Origin of the sequence: Flavobacterium soli DSM 19725, assembly GCF_000422705.1 — a bacterium.
Taxonomy (GTDB): domain Bacteria; phylum Bacteroidota; class Bacteroidia; order Flavobacteriales; family Flavobacteriaceae; genus Flavobacterium; species Flavobacterium soli.
Window position 1 is genome coordinate 1 of the sequence record NZ_AUGO01000021.1, and the last position, 3,146, is coordinate 3,146.

Annotated in this window: 4 protein-coding genes; all 4 read left to right on the forward strand. The window is 38.1% G+C overall.

Translation table 11 applies throughout. The features are described from left to right. Positions 1–1,462 (forward strand): RHS repeat-associated core domain-containing protein (locus G508_RS20435; RefSeq protein ID WP_051197694.1); only part of this gene is annotated, 1,462 nt, incomplete at its 5' end. A gap of 1 nt (position 1,463) precedes the next feature. Then, complete coding sequence (locus tag G508_RS0115440; RefSeq protein ID WP_026706157.1) at positions 1,464–1,916, forward strand: hypothetical protein; 453 nt, start codon at positions 1,464–1,466, stop codon at positions 1,914–1,916. A 175-nt stretch (positions 1,917–2,091) separates the two neighbouring features. Further along, entirely contained in the window at positions 2,092–2,364 is a 273-nt protein-coding gene (locus G508_RS20440; RefSeq protein ID WP_245569880.1) for an IS1-like element transposase, read from the forward strand. A 25-nt stretch (positions 2,365–2,389) separates the two neighbouring features. Beyond that, positions 2,390–2,758, forward strand: a complete 369-nt coding sequence (locus G508_RS20445; RefSeq protein ID WP_245569881.1) for an IS1 family transposase — start codon at positions 2,390–2,392, stop codon at positions 2,756–2,758. Positions 2,759–3,146 lie beyond the last annotated feature (388 nt).

Genomic DNA, 3,146 nt, shown 5'->3' on the forward strand with positions numbered 1-3,146 from the left:
GGTGTATGAGAACGGCATGTTGGTATACCCTTCAACCTTTACCTTCAATGGCTACACGACCTATCCTAGTGCCTTTATGGTGATAGATCCCAACGGGATTTACAGCAACCATTACTATGCAGGAAGCCAGCGTATCGTGAGCCGTCTTGGAGAGGAAAACGCCGATATCTTTAACGAGAATGCAATGAAGACGTCTGCAACCGATGCGGAACCCGGGACGGAAGAAACGGCTGCATTTGATGATGAGGAGCTGCGCGAACGCCAGATTGCTGACCTCCAGCTGTATCTCACAGGTGCAGGTGCAGGCACGGCCACCTTCGACGACTACAATCCTTCGACCTATGAGGAAGAGGAGCTGGTGCTCCAGCAGGAAGCAGCGGAAGAAGGGGAAGGGGAAGGTACGCCATCCTTGCAGGAGCGTGCGGCAGCGGCAATAGCCCCTGTTTATTTCTACCACCTCGACCATCTGGGAACGAGTACATTTTTAACAGATTTGAATGGTGTGGCCTATCAATTTTTCCTAAATTTACCATTCGGGGAGACGATGGCCGAGCAAAACCCGAACAGCTATTACAAGACACCGTTCCTGTTTACGGGTAAGGAGAAGGATGACTATACGGGACTGCATTATTTTGGAGCCAGGTATTATGATTCTAGGAGTAGTATTTGGTTGAGTGTGGATCCGTTAGCGGAAAGCTTCCCTAATTGGAATCCGTATAACTATACGATGCAGAATCCGATTAATCTGGTGGATCCTACGGGATTGTCGCCTGAAAGTAGTGATCCGCCTGGTAAAGGTTGGAATCGATTTATAGGCGGACTAAAGTTGCTCGGAGGGACACTGGAAGCAATAGCTGGAACAGCTGGAGGAGCTGCGACATCCTGGACTGGTATAGGAGCTGTTGTTGGTGGTGCAGTAGCAATTCATGGAACTGATGTTGCGGGAACTGGTCTGAAGCAGCTAATATCGGGAGAGGAAGAGTCTACTCTTACAAGTCAAGCTATACAGTCTACTGGAGTTTCTCAGCAGAATGCTGATGCCATTGATAGTACTATAAGTATTGTTGGAACGGGAGGAACAAGTGCTATGTCTACTAATGGCAAACTGATTAATGGCCTAGCGGCAAATAGGGCAGCATTTTCCGTAGCTCCAAAAAAATTTGATTATTTCTTTGGACGTGTCGTGTCTGGTTCTAAACACAATATTGATAGATCAGCACAAAATTTAAAGGATTTAACAACACTTGGGATAAAAACTGAAAGTCAGCTAATCAAAATTTTTAATCGAGCTATTAAAAATGGAAAAGTAATATCAACTAAAACTAATGAATTTGGCACCACAGTTACAAGAAGTGTAAATATTGGAAAGAAAGGAAGCGTTGATGTTGGGTTTTACTATGAAGGAGGTAACATGAGTGCAACACCAGCTGTTTCTACAATAATTCCTAAAATTTTCAAATAAAATGAACATAGATACAAAAGAAATTTCGGAATCTGAATATAACTACTTACAACTTCCCGTTTTGTTTGAAGATAAATTGACTGATAGGGTTTTCGGTTTATTTTCAAATGGAATAAATGAATACAAATTTGGCTGGCAGAGTACGATTATTAAACCCCATATAGATTTTATCGATAGTTCTCGGTGTTTAATAGGCATAGACTTAAATTTCATTATATTTGAAATTACAACAGGAGAAATCTTTTTAAAACTTTCTTTAGATTATTTTTATTATGATACAAAAATTAATAAAGACTTATTATATGTAATAACTGAACTTGAAATTATTAAGTTATCCATTATAGATTTTAGAATCATTCAGATATACTCTTTGCCCGACTTCTTTGAAAGTATTGAATTTTATGATGAAAGAATAGTTATTAAATGTGTAAATGATGAAATAATAAACATATAGGGTAGTGTTTCAGATTAGGTATTTTTGAAAACATCACTTTAACCCCTTGAAGAGCAGTATATATTTTGCGATTCCAAACCAATTAGAGGTGACCCAACAGGTCACCTCTTCTATTTTTGAGGTCGGATAAGGCCTAAAAATGCTTTTCTTGTATCTTAATGTATCAAAATAGGTCATGGAAATAAAATGTAATTTTTGTAATAGTAAATGCATAAAGAATGGATTTCAAAACAATGGAAAACAACGTTATAAATGTTGTATCTGTCAAAAGCGGCAACAGTCTTGCTATGGCTACAATGCTTATAAGTCAGACCTCAATCAGAACATTATCCAATTAACCAAGGAAGGATTGGGAATAAGAAGTACTGCAAGGGTATTAAAAATTTCGACTACCACATTGTTAAAAAGGATTAATTGCCAAGAGAATTCAACAGCCCATTATCAGTAAGGGGAAGATCTATGAAGTTGATAAGATGTGCACCTATATCAGAAACAAGCGAAATTTTATCTGGCTGGTCTATGCTTTGGAAAAGGATTCTAAAACTGTTGTGAGTTTCAATGTAGGTAAACGAACTAACAAAACTTTAAGCCGTGTTCTTGAAACATTGAAATTATCGGAAGCAAAAAAAATATTTACCGACAGGCTGAAAAACTACAGGTATCTGATAGAGGAGCAATTGCATGCTGTGAAACGTTTTGGTACTAATCATATCGAGAGGAATAATCTGACATTGAGAACCCACATTAAAAGATTGAACAGAAGGACTATCTGCTTCAGGAAAAGTTTGATGGTTTTGGTTTGTGTATTGAAGATTTATTTTTTAAACAGGCAAAAGCTTTAAAGCTATAGAATTTCAAAAAATAGTTGTGTGTAGAAGGCGGACTCAAAGTCCGCTTTCTTGTATTATCAAATTGATTCTAACACCCATCCATTTTCAAGGTCAACTTTCCATTTTCATAAGAAAGAATAAAGGGTATTTTTTCTAATGAGCAACGCGGCTCGATAGTAAATTGGATATGCCCCATTACTTCAAATTTTTCGTTGAATAAAACTTTTAAAGTTTGTTTGTAGTGGGTGTTTTTACGAACAAAATTTACCAAACATTCGCCTTTATCAAGTTCCTCTTTTGATAGGGGTGTATGAGAACGGCATGTTGGTATACCCTTCAACCTTTACCTTCAATGGCTACACGACCTATCCTAGTGCCTTTATGGTGATAGATCCCAACG